The organism is Pelagicoccus sp. SDUM812003 (genome assembly GCF_031127815.1).
Lineage (GTDB): Bacteria > Verrucomicrobiota > Verrucomicrobiia > Opitutales > Opitutaceae > Pelagicoccus.
Genome location: NZ_JARXHY010000049.1, coordinates 1 through 2180, shown reverse-complemented (window position 1 = coordinate 2180; position 2180 = coordinate 1). Strand labels below are relative to the sequence as shown.

At 44.2% G+C, this 2180-nt stretch carries 4 protein-coding genes; all 4 read left to right on the top strand.

Annotation, left to right across the window (positions count from 1 at the left end; all coding sequences use genetic code 11):
- Positions 1 to 102: 102 nt before the first annotated feature.
- The 4 genes from QEH54_RS22675 (at position 103) to QEH54_RS22660 (ending at position 2011) form a co-directional block, all read left to right on the top strand.
- The gene (locus QEH54_RS22675; RefSeq protein ID WP_309021015.1) at positions 103 to 516 is read left to right on the top strand and encodes a hypothetical protein; all 414 of its coding nucleotides are present in this window, start codon (positions 103 to 105) and stop codon (positions 514 to 516) included.
- A gap of 15 nt (positions 517 to 531) precedes the next feature.
- Positions 532 to 891, top strand: coding sequence for a hypothetical protein (locus QEH54_RS22670; RefSeq protein ID WP_309021014.1), 360 nt, complete (start codon positions 532 to 534; stop codon positions 889 to 891).
- A gap of 84 nt (positions 892 to 975) precedes the next feature.
- The gene (locus QEH54_RS22665; RefSeq protein WP_309021013.1) at positions 976 to 1566 is read left to right on the top strand and encodes a hypothetical protein; all 591 of its coding nucleotides are present in this window, start codon (positions 976 to 978) and stop codon (positions 1564 to 1566) included.
- Positions 1567 to 1651: 85 nt separating this feature from the next.
- Positions 1652 to 2011 carry a hypothetical protein gene (locus QEH54_RS22660; protein WP_309021012.1) on the top strand — a complete coding sequence of 120 codons (360 nt, stop codon included), beginning with the start codon at positions 1652 to 1654 and terminating at the stop codon, positions 2009 to 2011.
- Positions 2012 to 2180 lie beyond the last annotated feature (169 nt).

Sequence of the window (2180 nt, the reverse complement as noted above, 5' to 3'; positions counted from 1 at the left end):
TCGGGCCAAGCGCCCGAGTTGTGGCAGCAGCAAGGACGTATCTCCACAACCTCCAGCACGACGGTTCCCTAGCCCTCGCGTATGACCTTCACGTTCAGTAGAATGAAGCCCCTCGCTACTATAATATCACTAACCCTTCCAATCGTGGTCTTCTGTTTTGGGGTAATCATCGCAACCAATACAAAAATACACTCGAGCGACTGGTTTGCAGGAGAAAGATTAATCATCATATTGATAGCGGCTATAGTCGCTTCGATAGTAGCTGTAGCCGCTTCCATAACAGCAATCGGACGTAAGGAAAAAAAATCCTGGTGGACATTGTTAGTCTCAGTTCCAGCTTTCCTATTTTTATCATTCGTAATCTTGTGGATGCTTTTAGCAAAACTACAAGAAATGACACTGAACAAGGCGGTCGATACAACGGCGGCAAACGCTCGCCTCATTCACAACAAAACATCGAAATCATCCAACCCCGACGTGGAGGCGATTGCCGAAGCCGCCGTCGTATCACCTTAGCGTTATGCCAAAAAAATGAGAATCCCACTTTCAGACATCGAACAGTTTCTCAGCGATATCAAACCATCCGGTTTTCAATACGATGAAGATAGCTTTGAAATCGAGCACATGGGAACGATAGCAATGTTTTGGAATGATCGCGGGCTGATCTCCGCATCTCTATCGACTCCAAAAATAAATTCATTCTATTTAGCTTCGTGTGTTGGGAAGGAAATTGGCGTTTCTTTACATGATGGGGCAGTTGAACTACGGACGCTTTTTAGTGTTCTTGATTTCATCAATGTGCATCACCGAGAAATCATAAAGATGCTAGAATCAGAAGGCTACAAAGATACCTACCTAAAATCTTGCGGATTAGCACCAATACAAAAATAAAAGTTGCATAACCAGTCAGTCGATACAACTCCGGCAAGCGCTCCGCGCTTACCTCCGCGTATCACTTCGACGTTCTAAAGAAAGATGAAAACAACAACTCGCCTATTACTCCTGCTTTCGATACTAGTCGGTTTTTCGTGCTTGTGCGAAGCGAAAAGCATCAAACCAGGTACGAGGTTCGAACTTCCAGGATCACATTTCAATTCACCAGATTCTAAAGGATGGAGAGTTAGCCAAGATGGGTACCAATTCATTTTCTCCAAGAAAGTATCTAAGCGGCATACGATAATGGCGGAAGTGGCGTACAGCAAAGCACCAAAAGTTTCAGATCCCTCAGAGTTTCTTGAATACGTTCGAAATCGATGGAACCAAAATAATGATGATGATAGATATGTTTCCGTAACTGACGTTTTCAGGAATACAAAAGCATTCAGCCCAATCGGCATTTACGCTGAGCGAGTTTGGAAAGACACTCGCACCGACTTTAAAAGAGATGATGAATATTTGTTCGTGCGAGATTTCGCTCACATTTTTATCCATCCTCACGATAATGACATTATGGTGACCTTGCTGTACTCAGTCCGACATCCACCAAATGACGATTATTCTTACGCCGACGCTGAGGTATCGAAGTTCATTCGAGACTTCGCAGTGGAAGAATTGTTATATGAATAATGGTTAGAACCAGTCAGCCCATACAACTCCGGCCAGCGCTCCGCGCTGACCTACGCGTATGGCTTTCACGTTGGGTAGAAACAAAATGGAATCACTCGAAGAACTGATAACTAACAAAAAATTCGATTCCTACCGTGTCGGCTTGGAGAGTCGATTTGCAGCGAACAAACTAACTTTCGAGTTTACCTACACCGGTCCAGAAGGTGGATCGGCCTTGAGGGCACGACTAGAAAAAAAGGAAAAGATCGCCGAAGTCTGCGTATGGGAATCTGGACACTTGAATTTAGAATTAGGCGATACAGAAAAAGAAACTGAAGATATTGAGAGCTACTATTGGAAAACCACCGACTCGAATGGATTTCATGATGCCCTTGCGGCTGGATTCCTATTCGTAACCGGAAAGGGAGACTATAAGTCTAGTATCCAGAAAATAGACAAAAATTAAACCCAACCAGTCAGCCCATACAACTCCAGCCAGCGCTCCGCGCTGACTTCCGCGTATGGCTTTCACGTTGGCTAAAAAATAGGAACCGCAATGAAACTCCTCTATTTCGCTCTGTTCGCCTTTAGCTGTTTTGTTCACGCAAATGAGTATTCTACAAATCTATTCACCA

Bases quoted from the DNA above. Each gene is read 5' to 3' on its own strand.
- QEH54_RS22660 (WP_309021012.1), top strand. From the start codon at position 1,652: ATGGAATCACTCGAAGAACTGATAACTAACAAAAAATTCGATTCCTAC.
- QEH54_RS22670 (WP_309021014.1), top strand. From the start codon at position 532: ATGAGAATCCCACTTTCAGACATCGAACAGTTTCTCAGCGATATCAAA.
- QEH54_RS22665 (WP_309021013.1), top strand. From the start codon at position 976: ATGAAAACAACAACTCGCCTATTACTCCTGCTTTCGATACTAGTCGGT.
- QEH54_RS22675 (WP_309021015.1), top strand. From the start codon at position 103: ATGAAGCCCCTCGCTACTATAATATCACTAACCCTTCCAATCGTGGTC.